Raw genomic sequence first — 14,968 nt, 5'->3', positions numbered from 1 at the left:
CGAAATATTAAGAAAATAGATTGTATCTCAAGATACAATAGATTGCTCTGAATCCGTCCTTCCAACCTATCTTTTTGCCTTCTGCGTAAGTGCGTCCGTAATAGGAAATCCCTACTTCGTAAATCCGAATGTCTGGGATCTTTGCGATCTTTGCAGTGATCTCAGGTTCGAACCCGAAACGATTCTCTTTAATATCGATACCCTGGATAACTTCTCTGCGGAATGCTTTGTAGCAAGTTTCCATATCGGTTAGATTAATGTTTGTGAACATATTGGAAAGAGTGGTTAGGAAAAGATTCCCCAATCTATGCCAGTAGTAAACGACTCTATGGGCTCTTCCCCCCATGAATCTGCTTCCGAAGACAACGTCTGCTTTTCCTTTGTAGATCGGATCGATCACATCCGGAATTTCGAACGGATCATATTCAAGATCCGCATCTTGTACGATGACTATATCGCCTTTTGCGGCCTTGAATCCAGTACGGAGTGCGGCGCCTTTCCCTTGGTTTTTTTCGTGGAATACGAGTTGGTCCACTAACTTCTTAAAAGGAGCGGTTTTTAGGAGTTCCCTCGTTCCGTCCGTGGAAAAATCGTCCACAAGGATGATTTCTTTATCCTTGTAGGGGACCTTCTTTACGGTTTCTAAAATATTTTTGATGGTCTGTTTTTCGTTATAACAGGGAATTACAATGGAAAGTTTCATTTAGCGTCCAGACCGACTAAGTCGCTCATCCGGAAATCCCGGATGATATTTTCGGCTTTAACGATTATTTTTTCTAATGCGATACCGAAAAGTAAATTCTTATACGCTTCCGAAGCTTTCGGATAGTCTCTATCGCTGACTTGTACGGTCATTCTGTCGCTGACCCTGTTTTTCTCCACACATTCCAATGCGGTCTTTCTGAGCCCAGCGAGAGCGATACATACTTCCTTAAGAATGTTCTGGGAATCTCTTTCCATTGTGGATTGGTTTCCATTCGCATCTAATAATGCCTTAATATGTTCAGAGATACGAAGAGAAGGCATTCCTCTTTTAGTGACTCCGACTCTTTCGATCACTGAGATACTGTCTTGGAATGCGGAGTATTCCGGGGTTCCTCTGAATATATGGACTAGAACGGGTAGATCCGTTTCTGCAAATGCAGTCATTGCCCCGTAAAAAAATCTCATTTCCGGTCTGGCCAAAGGATGGAAGTCCACCTTTTGGTATTTGGAAAGCTTCTCCTCTTGTTCGTCCAGGATACGATTGATCGTTTCTCCCTTGGAAGCGTTCCTTCTGTCCGTCAGTTCTTTATGTTTAGTTTTGATCTTTTCCAGAAAGTCCACTTCGTCTTTCAGGAAATTGTCCAGGTTTCCCCTATGTTTCAGGGTTTGGATATAACGATCCTCGAAACCTTTGGCGTCGAAAATTTTAGGACTTTGTTTGGCCCCTTCCCGGTATTCGGTTCGGAGTTTTTCTACGATGTTTTTTATCTCTTGATCGCTAAGTGCCATGCAAAAGGTTTCTATCCTTCGCTATCAGCCCATTTTTGCAAGGAGATAAGTAGTGCTCCTATATCTTCCGAACAATATAATAAGGCGCTTCTGGCATCCTTATACATCTGTTGTTGGTTATAAGCTACTTGTTTTAGATGGTTTTCATTTTTAGTATTTAGGACGTTTAAGGCATTTAGGACCATTTTTTTGACTTTTCTGCTCAAATCTAAAAGAAGTTCCTGCATTTCCCAACGGATCACTAGTTTTAATTTTTCTAGATCGGAGGTTTTGGACTGTAAAGCCTGTTTACGATGGGATTCGTACTTTGCTATATAATAGGTGATGGATCTAGGATAAGAAGTCAGCTCTTTATGGTAATTTAATATCTTTTCCAATTTTTGGAAGAACTCAATATCGAATTCTCTTGATAGGTTCCCCACTATATTTTTGTTCTCAGAAGGGTCTCCTGTAGCTTCGAAAATTTTAGAGTTACGTATATTGTTCAGAACGGATTCGATCCTTTCCTTGATCTTCTGGAATTGTTGCACACTATCTTCGATATATTTCGTTTCTCTATTGGAGCCTGCTTCTATATTTTCTATAAAAACGGGAATGTCCTCTTTATTGGAAGTGGAAGAGAGTCCTGCGTCCGAAATATTCAGATCCACTTTGGAAAGATCGAATATATCGTTTTGTACAGAGTTCATTCTTGCAGATAGATCCGGACCTTCCGACGGAGCGATCTCTAACTCTTTTTGAGGATTCGGGGTATAAGAAGGCTTTTCCAAGTTTGCAGAACTTGGCTTAGTATGTTTAGTTTTTTCAGCCAGGTTCTCTATCCAGTCAGCGCTTGGATGTTTTGTACTTTTAAGAAGATTGGATAATTTCTGTAGATCTAAAGGATTGGATGATGCTTTAGGATTGACTCTTCCAAGTTTAGGTCTATTCGCCTCGGCTTCGGAAGCTTTTTGAAGAGTGATACGAATGATCTCGGCCTTTCTACTTTCCTTATTAAAACGAACAGCATAACGATTCCCGTTCCTGTCCAAATACTTGGTTCCCAGTTGGGCCAAGGAAAGTTTATTAGGATCGATCTCGTCGATCGAGTTCACGATGATATAGTCTTGTGCTTGTCTAGATATCATTTTGAAGCGTCCTGGACTTTAAATAGGACGGAGAATTAATTTCCAATCTACCGAATTAGAAAAAATAAGATAAAAATAAGTACAAGCAAAGCAAAAATTTTTTTCTGGCCGGAGTTTGGGAAATTTATTTCCATTATCCCTCAGTTGAGGTAATGGTAAATAACGTAATCGTAAAATTCGAAGTCGGCATTACTAAAGGGCAGTGCGTCTTCTTCCTATCCGCCGGGACTTGGGCGGATCTTTACTCCCTTCTTCTTTAGGGATCGCTATTAGAGATTTTGGAAAGAAGAAGGAAATAGAATGCAGAATGGGTAAAAGCTCGTTGACAGGCTGCCTGGGTACGAAAATCTGGGCCTAATCCCTTTATAAGGAAGTTAGATCCTTGGCGAATATTAAATCTTCAGAAAAAGATATCCGTAGAACGAAACGCAGAAATGCGGCGAATTCTCAAAACAGAAATCGCCTTAGGACCCAAGCTAAAAAGATCCTAAAAGCGCTCCAAGACGGAGAGAAAGACTCCTTAAAACCTTTGTTCAGTCAATATGCTTCTCTTCTGGACAAAGCTGCGAAAACCAACCTGATCCACTCTAGAAATGCGGACCGCAAGAAGAGTCGGATGGCATTGCGTATCAATCAGGCTGCAACCGCATAATAACCGTAATAATTACGGGCGATTAGCTCAGCTGGGAGAGCGCCTCCCTTACAAGGAGGATGTCGGCAGTTCGATCCTGTCATCGCCCATGTTCTCATCCCAATTCAAAAAACATTCCCCGGAATCATGGCTCTAAATCATCAAAAACCGGTCTTCCAACACCCGGATTTGATGGTCTCCGTGTCCGGAATCCGGGGAATCATTCCCACCGGATTAAGTCCCGACGTAATTTTCCATTCTCTCATGGCCTTTGGGTCTAGACTCAAAGGAAACACAGTCGTCATCGGAAGGGATTCTCGTCCTAGCGGCGCTTATATAGAAAATATCGCGATCGGGATCATGCTCGCAATGGGCAAAAATGTGATCCGTTTGGGAATTGTTCCTACCCCTACTGTCAAGGCAGTGGTGGCCCAATCCGGAGCGGGGGGCGGGATTATGATCTCCGCTTCTCATAATCCAGTGATCTGGAATGCATTTAAGTTCATTGGACCTGGTGGATTTTTTACCAATGCCCAGGATTTAGAAGGTCTTTTAGATCTGGTCCGAAAAGAAGATTATAAACCTTTTCAATTCAAACCGAACGCGGAAGTGATAGATGGAACCGACAGGATCCAGGCTCATATTGATTCCGTTTTGGCTCGAGTGAACGTATCTGCGATCAAACGTAAGAAGTTCACCGTATTTTTGGACGCAGTCAACGGAGGGGGAAGCTTCGTTTTACCGGAATTGTTAAGTCGCTTGGGTTGTAAGGTAATCTTGCAGCACTGCACTCCCGACGGCACATTTCCTCGTCCTCCGGAACCTACTCCCGATGCACTCAAACAATCTTCTCGTTTGATCAAAAAATCCAAAGCGAATATAGGTTTTGCTTTGGATCCTGACGCGGACAGACTCGTGGTCTTATCTCCTAAAAAAGGAGCGATCTCCGAAGAATTAACTCTTCCTCTTAGCTTTATGTCCTACCTCATTTCTAATTCAGTTCCTAAGAAGGCATCCATCACTGTGAACCTCTCCACCAGTTTTGTGAACGATTGGGTAGCGGACACTGTTGGAATTCCAACTTATCGATCTAAGGTGGGAGAAGCCAACGTTGTGGCAGAAATGATACACCGTAAGTCTGTTTTCGGCGGAGAAGGCAACGGAGGAGTGATCGATCCGGCGATTCCTTCTTTTGGAAGGGATTCTCTTTCTGGGGTGGCTCATATACTGAATCTGCTTGCCCTAAAGGGGGAAGATGCTGAAACTGTGATCGGTAGTCTTCCTGCGGTCCATATGCGTAAAATCGCCTACAAGATCGCGGGGCAGAAGACGGAGCAGATTTATTCTAAGTTTCGCAGCGCCTTCTCCGAATATAAAGAAGATTCGAGAGACGGTTTACGTTTAGCGAACCAGGACTCTTGGATACATATTCGACCTTCGAATACCGAGCCGATCCTCCGGTTGATTGGAGAGGCCAGAACCAAAAAGGATCTGGAATCCCTTTTAAATAAAGCCGGAAAGATCATGGAGAATTCATAATATATGTGTGGAATCGTAGGATACGCTGGCGATAAAAACGTAGAATCCGTACTCATAGTAGGGCTCATCGGTCTGGAGTATCGTGGATACGATTCGGCCGGGATCGCGGTCCTGGACAAGGGAGAGATCCAAGTCCGTAAACAAAAAGGCAAAATTAAGGATCTGGAAAATTATCTAAAAGAACATCCGATCCGAGGCAATGTCGGTATTGGCCATACTCGTTGGGCCACTCACGGGGAACCTAACCAGATCAATGCTCATCCCCATACTGATTCCAAATCAACCGTTGCAGTTGTACATAACGGAATTATAGAAAATTACTCGGAGCTTCGCCAAGAGCTCAAACAAAAAGGTTTCGTATTCCATAGTATGACGGATACGGAAGTTCTTCCCAATCTTTTGGCAGAGAGCAGAAAAAGAGGCTTATCTAATAAGGAAGCTTTTTTAGAATTATTTAATAGAGTTCACGGAAAATGGGCGATCGCTGTCGTATTCGACAACGAACCGGACAGAGTGTATTTTGCACAAGACGGAGCTCCTTTACTTTTAGGAAGAGGTAAGGAAGAATATTACCTGGCTTCCGATATTTCTCCTCTCACAAGGAACTGCAGAGAAGTTTATTATATCAACTCCAAGGAATGGGGATACTTTTCAAAAACCGAATGTAAGATCTTCGGATTCGACGGTTCTGAGAAGGAATTCGAATTTAAGACCCAGGATATCAAATTCGAAGACGTGGATAAGGGTGGGTACCCTCATTTTATGATCAAGGAGATCCACGAACAACCTGGGATCTTCCGTAGGATCATCCAATCCCGTATCAGTGAAAGTGGAGAGATAGAATTCCCAGAAAGCACCATCTCCAGAGAGATGATGTCCAAGGTGAATCGAATTATTATCCAAGCAGCTGGAACTAGCTATTACGCCGGCATGCTCGGTAAACATTATCTGGAAAATTTTGCAAAGATCCAGACAGATACGGAAACTTCCTCCGAATTCCGTTACAGAAATCCTGTTGTAGAAGGAGATACTCTAATTGTAGGTATTTCCCAATCAGGAGAAACTGCGGATACTCTTGCTTCTTTATTGGAAGCGAAAGCAAAGTTTATCAAAGTCCTTTCATTAGTGAATAATGTGAACTCTACGATCGCAAGAGAATCGGATTCATTCATCAGAACGGACGCTGGTCCTGAGATTGGGGTCGCAAGTACAAAGGCATTTACTGCTCAGGTAATCAACCTTCTTCTTTTTTCCTTATATGTAGCACGTTTGAAATGGATCGTTTCCGACGAAGAACTAAGGACACTTATAGAAGAGATCCGACTTCTCCCTGGCAAAATGGAAAGGATCTTGGCCCAGGCTCATATTCTCGAAACTTGGGCGGCTGATTTTACTAAGACTAAAGACTTTGTATTCTTAGGTAGGACCTACAACCATCCGATCGCTTTGGAAGGAGCCCTGAAATTAAAAGAGGTTTCTTATATCCACGCTTCCGGTTACGCGGGTGGGGAATTCAAACATGGACCTATTGCACTCATCACAAACGAAGTGCCAGTAGTATGTATCGCTACCAAATCTGAAATTTACAGTAAAATGCTTTCCAATATCCAGGAAATCAAGGCTCGAAATGGTATCATGATTTCCATCGTAACTGAAGGAGATAGGGAAGCAAAAGAGCTTTCTGACTACTGTTTTGAAGTTCCAGACTGTCCGGAAATTTTAAGTCCGATCCTGAATGTTCTTCCTCTCCAACTTCTGGCCTATTATTCTGCCGTGGCTAGGGGTTGTCCTCCGGACCAACCTCGAAACCTAGCGAAGTCCGTCACAGTGGAGTAGTGAGCGTGGGCAGAATTCAGAGAATTTGGATCGATGAGAGGGAAACTCCTCCCGGTTTGGGAGCCTTAACCAGGATTCGGTCTTTCTCGGAGATTCGAGACGGGGTATTAACTCCACTCCAACGTTTAAAAGAGCAGTATCCTGATTCTAAGATACTGTATTCTCACTCCAATTCCGCCTTTCAAAAAACATTCTTCGAAAGAAATCCAAAGATCTCCGAATACGACGGTAAGGATGTAGATTTGATCATCCGTCCTGAGGAATTTCTACCTTGGAAATCCTTGGAGTCTGTAGGTAAAAACATAGACCAGGATTTGGAAAACCATAAGGACCTACGCAAATGGGCCCGTAAACTCAAGGTAAAGTCCGGAGACTTCCAAGTAGTAGGAAAATCCAAACACGTTCATATCCATCCTTCCGCTAAAATTTATCCAGGTGTGGTTATAGACGTAACCTCAGGACCTGTGATCATAGACAAAGATGCAAAAGTAACTTCTTTCAGCTTTTTAGAAGGTCCCTTATACATAGGCCAAGGCACTCATGTGGATAATGCTCGTATCACCGGAAACACTTCCATAGGGAATGTTTGCAGGATAGGAGGAGAAGTCGGGGACAGTATTATATTAGATTTTACGAATAAACACCACGAAGGGTTTTTAGGACATTCCGTGGTGGGAAGCTGGGTCAATCTAGGGGCATTATCCACTACCTCCGATCTAAAGAACAACTACGGTGTGGTCAAGATCAGAGAAGAACATACGGAAGTCACGACAGGTTCCATCAAGTTCGGTTCCATCATAGGAGATTTTTCCAAGATAGGGATCGGAGTGATGTTGAATACTGGAACTGTGATCGATTTCGGATGCAATGTGGTTTCTTCCAAGGCAAGCGGGTATCTTCCTCCGTTCATATGGGCGGATGGGCAAGCGTATATCTTGGATCTATTCCTGCGTGATTCCCGCAAGATTATGGCAAGAAGGAACAGAGAACTTTCTCATTCCGAATCTGAACTTATTAGAATTTTATACGAAACCAAGGTCCGGAAATAAAAAAGGACCGGAGGCTCCATGGAAGTTTTGGAATCGCGTATCAGTACGTCTTCCCCTGAATATAAAGAGAATTATAAGGACCTTTCCGAAAAGGTCGCGGATTTACGTAAACTTCTCCAAAAAGCCGGACAAGGCGGAGGAGAAAAATCCATCCAGAAGCATAAAAGCCGCGGAAAGCTTACCGCAAGAGAAAGGATACAAGGACTAATAGATCCGAACACTCCTTTCTTGGAATTCTCGGCGTTAGCAGGGGAGAAGGTTTATGCGGACGATGTACCTTCCGCAGGTATTGTAACCGGGATCGGAAAAATTTCAGGAATTCCTTGTGTGATCGTTGCAAACGACGCCACGGTAAAAGGCGGGACCTATTATCCTCTCACTGTCAAAAAACATATCCGTGCACAAGAGATCGCATTAGAGAATCGTCTTCCTTGTGTTTATCTGGTGGATTCAGGCGGAGCATTTCTTCCGATGCAGGATGAAGTGTTTCCTGATAAATGGCATTTCGGTAGGATCTTTTATAACCAGGCAAATCTTTCTAGAATGGGGATCCCTCAGATCTCTGTAGTGATGGGAAGTTGTACCGCAGGCGGCGCATACATTCCAGCTATGTCCGACGAATCGGTGATCGTAAAAGGAAATGGGACTATCTTTTTAGGAGGACCTCCTCTTGTAAAAGCTGCAACAGGAGAGATTGTCACTCCCGAAGAATTAGGCGGCGCTGACGTTCATTGTAGGATCTCAGGAGTGACTGACCATTATGCGGAGAATGATCCGCATGCGCTCGAGATCGCAAGACATATCGTTTCCAGTTTGGGAGCAAGAGCCAAGAAGTTAGAAGAACAGATCTATTACGAAGAACCTCTTTATCCTTCCGATGAAATTTACGGGATCATCCAAAAAGATATCCGCAAACCTTACGATGTTAGAGAAGTGATCGCAAGAGTGGTGGACGGCTCTAGATTCCAAGAATTCAAAAAATATTATGGAACCACTATCGTCACAGGATTTGCGAATATTTACGGAAAGACTGTAGGTATAATCGCGAACAACGGAGTTCTATTCTCCGAAAGTTCCCTAAAGACAGCTCATTTTATCCAACTTTGCAACCAAAGAGAGATTCCTTTACTCTTCCTCCAAAACATCACAGGTTTTATGGTAGGGAAGAAGTATGAAAACTCAGGGATCGCAAAAGACGGAGCGAAAATGGTAAATGCTGTCTCTACTTCTGTAGTTCCAAAATACACCGTGGTCATCGGTGGCTCTTATGGAGCCGGCAATTACGGAATGTGCGGTCGTGCATTCGGACCTAGATTCCTATGGATGTGGCCAAACGCTAGGATTTCTGTGATGGGAGGAGAACAAGCGGCAAATGTTCTACTCACTGTGAAGCAGGAACAATTGGAGAAGGACGGCAAATCACTCTCTGAAGCGGAACAGGTGGAGTTTAAGAGACCAATATTAGAAGATTATGATAATCGTTCTTCTTGTATCTATTCTACCGCAAGACTTTGGGACGATGGGGTCCTGGATCCGGCTCGTACAAGAGAAGCTTTAGGCTTGGCATTGTATTCGGACCTTTCTCCAAAAGGTTTAGAACCTTCTTATGCAATCTTCCGGATGTGATTTTTCCTCCGGAAGAATGATACCTAAGTATAGTTTTGAGCCCTAAAATTTTATTTTTCTGACAGATCCCGAAAATCTGCCTAATAAGTACGCAAACTGCTAGACTGAATCTGAGAATTTTCTCCCTGAACTAGGGGAAAACCTGCCTTAGGTAAGAATTTGGGTCTGTTTTCCTAGAGAAAACCTCGTTTCCTGGCTCCTAGATTCCCATTCTGTTTTTTTAATCTTTTTTTGGACTAATTTTTAACTCGGGTACTCTTCTTGCATTAATTGGATAAAACATATTTTCGAGATGAGATTTGAGAAAATGAAAATTGCCCAAAAACTTATCGCGCTCTTGATCTTAATCGCTCCAGTACTGATCTGGGGTCAAGACGCCACACCAGCACCAGAAGCCGCACCTGCAGCTCCTACTTTAGATAAAGGGGATACCGCATGGATGATCGTGGCTTCCACTTTCGTGTTCTTCATGATCCCAGGACTCGCGCTGTTCTACGGCGGTATCGTAAGATCTAAGAACGTTCTTTCGACAATGATGCACAGCTTTGTTGCGATCTTAGTTCTTACTATTCAGTGGACTGTTTTCGGGTATAGCTTCGCTTTCTCGGGGGACAGTCCATTTTACGGAGATTTCCAGTTAGTTCTATTAAATGGAATTACCGATGACTCTCTTGAGTTAACGATCCCGAAATACATTCACTTCCTTTTCCAAGGAATGTTCGCGCTGATCACTCCGGCTCTTATTTCCGGTGCGATCGCAGAAAGAGTGAAACTTTCCGGTTATATCGTATTCATTCTAGCATGGTCTACCTTGGTTTATGATCCTGTTGCACACTGGGTATGGTCAGGTAATGGTTGGCTTTTCAAAAAGACCGCACTGGATTTCGCAGGTGGAACAGTAGTTCACTTGATTTCCGGTATCGCAGGTTTGGCTGCAGCAATCGTATTAGGAAAACGTAAAGGAGAAGGTGCTGCTCTGATCGCTCCGAACAACTTGACCTACACTTTGATCGGTGCGGGTTTCCTTTGGTTCGGATGGTTTGGATTTAACGCAGGATCCGGTCTTGCTGCCAATGGTCAGGCTGCAAGAGCTTTCGTTGTAACTTTAGTGGCTCCTGCTACAGCTGGTGCAGTTTGGTTATTGATCGAATATCTTCACACTAAAAAAGCTACAGCTCTTGGAGCAGCTTCCGGGATCGTTGCAGGTCTGGTTGTGATCACTCCTGCTGCAGGTTTCGTGGACGCTTCCGGCGCATTAGTTATGGGAGCGCTTGTTTCCCCTATCTGCTACGGTGCTATCCTTCTGAAAGGTAAACTCGGATACGATGACTCTCTGGACGCTTTCGGAATTCACGGTGTAGGTGGAGCTCTTGGAGCGATCCTTACAGGTGTATTCGCTCTTGCGAATTATATTCCTGAAGGAGTTACTCGTGGAGACCAGATTATCGTTCAGATCATCAGTGTTGTAGCGACCGGTGCTTACTCTATCGTAGTATCCTTGATCTTAGTGTTTATCATCGACAAAACGATCGGATTCAGGATTTCCGAAGAGAAAGAGATTGCTGGACTCGATTCCGAGATTCACGGAGAAAAAGGTTATATTATATAACCTTTTATGAATTTATACATTAAGTAAAGGAGAGCATATGAAATTAATCGTAGCAATTATCCAGCCCCATAAACTGGAAGAAGTTAAAGCGGAGCTTACTAAGAATGAAATCTACAGACTTACCGTAAGCGACGTGCAAGGCTACGGGCAGCAAAAAGGTAAAACTGAAGTATTCCGTGGACATGAATACCAAGTAAACCTTCTGAGAAAAGTTAGATTGGAGATCGCGGTAAACGACGAGTTTGTAAAACCTACCGTTGATGCAATCTTGAAAGCTGCCAAAACCGGCGACGGAAAGATCGGAGACGGAAAAATTTTAATTCTTCCTCTCGAAGATGTGATCCGTATTCGCACCGGAGAAAGAGGAAGCTCAGCGATTTAATTCTTCCCCAATACGAGTCGAAACTAGCTTCGGGGTCGGTGATTTGCCGACCCCATTTTTATTGTAAGCCAATAATCATCTGTTTTTTGTTAGACGGTCCGGTTTGGACAGAGTATATCTAGCCTGTGGTGGTCATATGGTTAGATTTCTAAAATACGTCTCTGTCACATTTTGCCTGACGTTTCTGTTAGGATGTTTTTCCAATTATCAATCTGCATATGTAAATAATGGGGCAGGCCTTAGGATCCGTTCCGCTCCTAAACTTTCTTCCGAAAAGACTGGAACCGTTCCTTATAAAGGAGAAGTGAAGATCCTCGAGAAGGACCAAAGATTGACCCATATAGACGGGTTCGAAAATTATTGGTACAAGATCAAAAGTGAAGACGGAGAAGGTTGGGTTTTTGGAGGGTACTTAAGCTTTAAACACCCGGATTTTTTGCCCCCAGGTTCCAATTCCTATACAGGCCTAGTCTACCATCATCCCATCCAATCCCTAAAACTCATTCGTAGTCATATGATAAACGAAAGTTTGTTCTTAAATATTTACCAGGCCGATCCAAAACATATTTTTGCATTTTTAGAAAGAAAGAATCAGATCTCAGAAAATATGGTCGAATGGAGAATTCTGCATGCGATCACTTTGGAAATCCCCCAAAAAGACGAAGAGATATTAAATCGGGTCTCTGCCCAATGTTATACTCCAGGGCCGAACGGAAAGGAGATCATACTTGCGATCTTAAAGATCCAGATGCGCAAAACTGGAGTAACGATCGGAAATCATTACGAGCTGGCCTTGGACAAATTGAAAGTACGCAAGGCCTGGACTCTCAGCGAGGATGAGTCTTTTTTACAGCCAGTTCTAAAAACAAAAGGGATAGAATGTACGATCTTTGATCCGGGAAATCAACTGAAAGCGATTTCGGAGTGAGTAAGACAGCGACGAAATCTATGATGTTCTCCGTCTCTGTGAAATAATTCTACAATATCAGTCGAACAAAACTATCTCGGCCCGAAAGATCTTTTTTCAGATCTGCTTGGGAATATCCGAGAGAAAGAGCAGTTTCTTTTAGCCAGCTAGAATATCTAGGATGAGTTTCCAGATAAAGCCTGCCTTGCGGTTTTAGCTTGGTCTTTGCTTCTGTTAGGATTTTAGTATGGAATCCTTGGAAATCGGATACGAACAAAGCGAAATGTGGCTCGTATTCCGCCACATCAGGCATGATACTGGGTTTATCCGATTCAGGAATATAAGGCGGATTGGAAACGATCAGATCGAATTTGGTCTCGTTCGGAATAGGGGAGAGTAGATCTCCGTGATAGAGTTCGAAACTTCTTTCCGTATTTAATATTTCTTGAATGTTCTTTCGGTTGATCTCTAATGCGGATTCGGAAGCGTCCGTGAAAGAAACTTTCCATTCTTTTCTGGCCTTAGCTAGACTGATGCCGATACATCCGCTGCCGGAGCATAGGTCCAATACTTCTAAATTGTTTTCTTTGTTGGGATATTCTTCTAATACCCAGGCGACTAATTCTTCCGTTTCCGGTCTTGGGATCAGAACCGATTCGTTTACATGGAATTCAGAATCGAAGAATGCCTTCTTCCCTATGATATAAGCTGTAGGTTTGAATTTTGATCTTTGGACGATCCTTTCTCTGTATTCGTCTTTTTCGGATAAGGAAAGTGGTCTTTCGAAGTCTATATAGAGTTTGACTCTTTGGATCTTGAGTAGGTCTGCGAGTAATATCTCCGCGTCCAATCTTGCGGAAGGTATGTTTTTCTTTTTTAAGAATTCTTCCGATTTCTTGAGTAGGTTCAGAACGTTGTCTTGGGAATCTGCCATGGTTTGATGGTGGCCCCGAGAGGATTCGAACCTCCGACCAAAAGTTTAGGAAACTTCTGCTCTGTCCACCTGAGCTACGGGACCTTTATCTTTAGAACGCGGGTTTCGGTTAGGAAGGTTTGCGCTTCTGGGAGACTATTCTCTGGAAGTCGTTAATATTGTGAATAACGATTTTGTCGGAGTAGATCTCGATTTTACCGCTTTTAGCGAATTGGTTCACTACCTTTTGGACTTCTCCCACTGGTTGGGCGCACCAATCCGCCACGTCTTCTACAGTTACGTTGAGAACGACCTCTTTGAACTCAGTATGTGTATGCATTTTTTCATACAACATTAAGAATACGTCGGCAACTTTTCCGATGATATCGTCCAGCAATAGGATGAGTAATCTTCGTTTTGCATCGTAAATTCTCACGGAGAAGATTGTGAGGATCTTGAGTGCCAGGGTGGGGTTCTTGGTCATCAATAGTTCGAAGTTTGCTCTGTTGAAGTTAAGTACTTTCACTTCTGAGATAGCGATTGCGGTCGCACTTCTGGGTTGTTCTTCTAAGATCGCCATCTCTCCAAAGATATCTCCTTGTTCCAAGATATCTAAAGTTTTGATGGAATTCCCAACAGTTTTAGTGATCTTTACTTTTCCTGCTTGGATCAGAAAGAAATCGTTTCCTGGTTCGTTTTCACAGAATATGATCTGGTTCGGTTCGAAAGTTTTTCCGAACTTTGAGAACATCGACTCGAGCATTAAATCCATTTAGGTGCTGAGCTCCTTGGCTTTTTGGCGAGCCTTCTGTGAAAGACTGTCTCTTTCCGGAGGAAGTAATGCTACCTTACCGAATAACATTCCTGCTCTTTGACGGTCTCCTTGTTGTTCAGCGATCTCTGCCAAATGAAATAAAGACTCTTTTACCGATTCTCCGGATGGATGTTTTTTGATATAAGCGGAGAAGGTATTGCTTGCAGTATCCAAATTATTCAGCTTTAAGAAACAAACACCCATTTGGAAAAGTGCATTGTCCACGAGCTTCTTCTCACTATCGTATTTGAAATCAGTGCGAACCATTAGATCTTTGAATATATTGGCTGCTTCTTCGAATTTTCCTACGTTCAAGAAAGTATGAGCCCGGTTATAAAGAGAAGTGATCGTATTGTCCGTTCCTGCTCCCATATTCGTTTTTTCAGAAGCAGGCTTCATGATATTTTGCAAATTTTCCTGGGACATTGGCGCCCTGGTAGAAGCTGCATCGTAAACTAGTGGAGGCATATTGATCGGGTAGGGGGTTCCCTTTCTCGCTAGATCTTGTAGCTCGGTGGCTCTTCCCGCATAAGGTCCGCTAGGATAATGCTCTAAGTATTTTCCGAATCCGTATGCCGCGTGTTCGAAGTTATTGTTTTTATAAAATACTTCGGCAACGTTCATGAGCTCGAATGCAGGGTTTCTAGCTTCTGCCTGGCCCAAGATCTCTCTCAATTTTTTGTGAACCAATCGTAATTGGCTAGAGAAGACCTTCATCATCTTTAAGATCAGATGGGTTTTTTCGGCTACGAATGTTTCGAAGTCTGAAAGTTTAAAAACTAGGACTGTGGCTCCGCCTACAACCTGAGCGGTTTCTTCCCTAGGATACTTTCCGAGTGCGGATTTGACTCCGAAAAACTCTCCCAGTCTTACGTCTTCTTTGACTTCGTAACCGGAATCGATCGCGGTGTACGTGAGAACGACTCGACCTTGTCTGAGGACGTAAATATCCTCCGATCGATCTTTCTCGAAGTAAATAATGGAGCCGCCTTTATAAGTTCGGATTATTGGCCCAGCCAAGACCGTTACCTTCTTCTCTAA

General features: G+C 43.2%; 14 protein-coding genes and 2 tRNA genes. 9 read left to right on the top strand and 7 right to left on the bottom strand.

Translation table 11 applies throughout. The features are described 5' to 3' along the window. Positions 1-7: 7 nt before the first annotated feature. The 3 genes from LPTSP_RS11505 to LPTSP_RS11495 are packed head-to-tail and all read right to left on the bottom strand — an operon-like array spanning position 8 to position 2,621. The gene (locus tag LPTSP_RS11505; RefSeq protein WP_108928887.1) at positions 8-703 is read right to left on the bottom strand and encodes a glycosyltransferase family 2 protein; all 696 of its coding nucleotides are present in this window, start codon (positions 701-703) and stop codon (positions 8-10) included. After that, positions 700-1,494 carry a hypothetical protein gene (locus LPTSP_RS11500; protein WP_108928886.1) on the bottom strand — a complete coding sequence of 265 codons (795 nt, stop codon included), beginning with the start codon at positions 1,492-1,494 and terminating at the stop codon, positions 700-702. Before LPTSP_RS11500 ends, LPTSP_RS11505 begins: the two co-directional genes overlap by 4 nt. Positions 1,495-1,505: 11 nt before the next feature. Next, entirely contained in the window at positions 1,506-2,621 is a 1,116-nt protein-coding gene (locus tag LPTSP_RS11495) for an LIC_10450 family protein (RefSeq protein ID WP_108928885.1), read from the bottom strand. A gap of 382 nt (positions 2,622-3,003) precedes the next feature. Between LPTSP_RS11495 and rpsT the strand changes: the two genes are divergently transcribed. From rpsT to LPTSP_RS11455, 9 genes are all read left to right on the top strand, one after another. Beyond that, positions 3,004-3,273 (top strand): 30S ribosomal protein S20, encoded by a 270-nt coding sequence (gene rpsT, locus LPTSP_RS11490; RefSeq protein ID WP_100767369.1) that lies wholly within the window; start codon positions 3,004-3,006, stop codon positions 3,271-3,273. 16 nt (positions 3,274-3,289) lie between these two features. Then, positions 3,290-3,362: transfer RNA gene (locus tag LPTSP_RS11485), tRNA-Val, on the top strand. Positions 3,363-3,399: 37 nt separating this feature from the next. Beyond that, positions 3,400-4,791, top strand: coding sequence for a phosphoglucosamine mutase (gene glmM / locus LPTSP_RS11480; protein WP_108928884.1), 1,392 nt, complete (start codon positions 3,400-3,402; stop codon positions 4,789-4,791). Positions 4,792-4,794: 3 nt separating this feature from the next. Continuing rightward, positions 4,795-6,627 (top strand): glutamine--fructose-6-phosphate transaminase (isomerizing), encoded by a 1,833-nt coding sequence (gene glmS / locus LPTSP_RS11475; RefSeq protein ID WP_108928883.1) that lies wholly within the window; start codon positions 4,795-4,797, stop codon positions 6,625-6,627. Between the two features lie 5 nt (positions 6,628-6,632). Beyond that, entirely contained in the window at positions 6,633-7,676 is a 1,044-nt protein-coding gene (locus tag LPTSP_RS19270; RefSeq protein WP_245915555.1) for a GlmU family protein, read from the top strand. Between the two features lie 18 nt (positions 7,677-7,694). Then, positions 7,695-9,302 carry a carboxyl transferase domain-containing protein gene (locus tag LPTSP_RS19265; protein ID WP_245915554.1) on the top strand — a complete coding sequence of 536 codons (1,608 nt, stop codon included), beginning with the start codon at positions 7,695-7,697 and terminating at the stop codon, positions 9,300-9,302. Positions 9,303-9,609: 307 nt separating this feature from the next. Beyond that, the gene (locus LPTSP_RS11465; RefSeq protein ID WP_108928882.1) at positions 9,610-10,911 is read left to right on the top strand and encodes an ammonium transporter; all 1,302 of its coding nucleotides are present in this window, start codon (positions 9,610-9,612) and stop codon (positions 10,909-10,911) included. A 37-nt stretch (positions 10,912-10,948) separates the two neighbouring features. Beyond that, positions 10,949-11,293, top strand: a complete 345-nt coding sequence (locus LPTSP_RS11460; RefSeq protein WP_008595143.1) for a P-II family nitrogen regulator — start codon at positions 10,949-10,951, stop codon at positions 11,291-11,293. Positions 11,294-11,429: 136 nt separating this feature from the next. Beyond that, complete coding sequence (locus tag LPTSP_RS11455) at positions 11,430-12,221, top strand: SH3 domain-containing protein (RefSeq protein WP_108928881.1); 792 nt, start codon at positions 11,430-11,432, stop codon at positions 12,219-12,221. Positions 12,222-12,270: 49 nt separating this feature from the next. Here LPTSP_RS11455 and prmC read toward each other — a convergent pair whose 3' ends face one another. From prmC to LPTSP_RS11435, 4 genes are all read right to left on the bottom strand, one after another. Continuing rightward, complete coding sequence (gene prmC, locus LPTSP_RS11450) at positions 12,271-13,134, bottom strand: peptide chain release factor N(5)-glutamine methyltransferase (RefSeq protein WP_108928880.1); 864 nt, start codon at positions 13,132-13,134, stop codon at positions 12,271-12,273. A gap of 7 nt (positions 13,135-13,141) precedes the next feature. Next, positions 13,142-13,218, bottom strand: a tRNA-Arg gene (locus tag LPTSP_RS11445). 25 nt (positions 13,219-13,243) lie between these two features. Beyond that, positions 13,244-13,885: a Crp/Fnr family transcriptional regulator gene (locus LPTSP_RS11440; RefSeq protein ID WP_008594423.1), complete on the bottom strand. Its 642-nt coding sequence runs from the start codon at positions 13,883-13,885 to the stop codon at positions 13,244-13,246. Continuing rightward, entirely contained in the window at positions 13,886-14,947 is a 1,062-nt protein-coding gene (locus LPTSP_RS11435) for a tetratricopeptide repeat protein (protein ID WP_108928879.1), read from the bottom strand. Between the last annotated feature and the right edge of the window lie 21 nt (positions 14,948-14,968).

Source organism: Leptospira johnsonii, from assembly GCF_003112675.1.
Classification (GTDB): domain Bacteria; phylum Spirochaetota; class Leptospiria; order Leptospirales; family Leptospiraceae; genus Leptospira_B; species Leptospira_B johnsonii.
The sequence above is the reverse complement of the archived record's forward strand: the minus strand, read 5'-3'. Positions and strand labels throughout refer to the sequence as shown.

Bases quoted from the DNA above. Each gene is read 5' to 3' on its own strand.
- LPTSP_RS11500 (WP_108928886.1), bottom strand. From the start codon at position 1,494: ATGGCACTTAGCGATCAAGAGATAAAAAACATCGTAGAAAAACTCCGA.
- LPTSP_RS11460 (WP_008595143.1), top strand. From the start codon at position 10,949: ATGAAATTAATCGTAGCAATTATCCAGCCCCATAAACTGGAAGAAGTT.
- LPTSP_RS11505 (WP_108928887.1), bottom strand. From the start codon at position 703: ATGAAACTTTCCATTGTAATTCCCTGTTATAACGAAAAACAGACCATC.
- LPTSP_RS11495 (WP_108928885.1), bottom strand. From the start codon at position 2,621: ATGATATCTAGACAAGCACAAGACTATATCATCGTGAACTCGATCGAC.
- LPTSP_RS19265 (WP_245915554.1), top strand. From the start codon at position 7,695: ATGGAAGTTTTGGAATCGCGTATCAGTACGTCTTCCCCTGAATATAAA.
- prmC (WP_108928880.1), bottom strand. From the start codon at position 13,134: ATGGCAGATTCCCAAGACAACGTTCTGAACCTACTCAAGAAATCGGAA.
- LPTSP_RS11455 (WP_108928881.1), top strand. From the start codon at position 11,430: ATGGTTAGATTTCTAAAATACGTCTCTGTCACATTTTGCCTGACGTTT.
- LPTSP_RS11465 (WP_108928882.1), top strand. From the start codon at position 9,610: ATGAAAATTGCCCAAAAACTTATCGCGCTCTTGATCTTAATCGCTCCA.
- glmS (WP_108928883.1), top strand. From the start codon at position 4,795: ATGTGTGGAATCGTAGGATACGCTGGCGATAAAAACGTAGAATCCGTA.
- LPTSP_RS11440 (WP_008594423.1), bottom strand. From the start codon at position 13,885: ATGGATTTAATGCTCGAGTCGATGTTCTCAAAGTTCGGAAAAACTTTC.
- glmM (WP_108928884.1), top strand. From the start codon at position 3,400: ATGGCTCTAAATCATCAAAAACCGGTCTTCCAACACCCGGATTTGATG.